This is a genomic window from Oleiphilus sp. HI0086 (assembly GCF_001635225.1).
In genome coordinates, this window is the sequence record NZ_LWFZ01000011.1 from 1 (window position 1) to 707 (window position 707).

Sequence of the window (707 nt, forward strand, 5' to 3'; positions counted from 1 at the left end):
TTAACTGCTGAAACACCAACCGCAGCTTCAGCAACAACCGCTGGCTCTGCTGCTTCAGCATTTACCTCAGACTCTTCAGAAGCTTGCGAATCAATTTTCTCAATTCGAATATCCGAGTCATCAACGACCCACTCAAAGACTTCGTCTATTTGAGCTCTTTCGGCATCACCCTTAAGTACAATATTCCAAGCTAGATAGCATGCTTCGGGGTCTAGCGAGCCAAGTTCTGGCAGCTCATCAACAACACTGGAAACCTCGACTTCACCCAACTCAGACAGTTCACGAAACATACGTACTGGGTCATTACCAGTGCGCAAGACATCTGCGTCGGGTTTAAAATAGATAGTCCAACCATCAGAACCTTCGTCGGTTTCCTCGCTAGGACTTTCACAGCTTTCTGCTGTTTCACTGCCACCTTCCAGCAGAGCGTTGAACTGTACTCGCAACTCATCTGCCAACTTGGTTTCGCAGCTTTGACCGGCCTCAAGCTCATTGATCATAGTTCGGATACAGTCGACAGACTTCAGAAACAGATCGACATGATCCGCTTCCATAACAAACTGGTCTGAACGAATAAGATCAAGCAGCGTTTCTACAACATGTGTAAATTCAGCAATCTCATTAAAACCAAAGGTACCACTACCACCCTTAATCGAGTGTGCAGCCCTGAATATTTCGTTTATCGCTTCAGAATCGAGATTCGAGAT

The 707-nt window shown here is 46.0% G+C and carries 1 protein-coding gene; it reads right to left on the reverse strand.

Features of this window, described 5'->3' with window-relative positions; translation table 11 throughout:
• A partial coding sequence (locus A3756_RS00250) for an Hpt domain-containing protein (RefSeq protein WP_197481064.1) occupies positions 1 to 707 on the reverse strand: 707 nt, incomplete at both ends.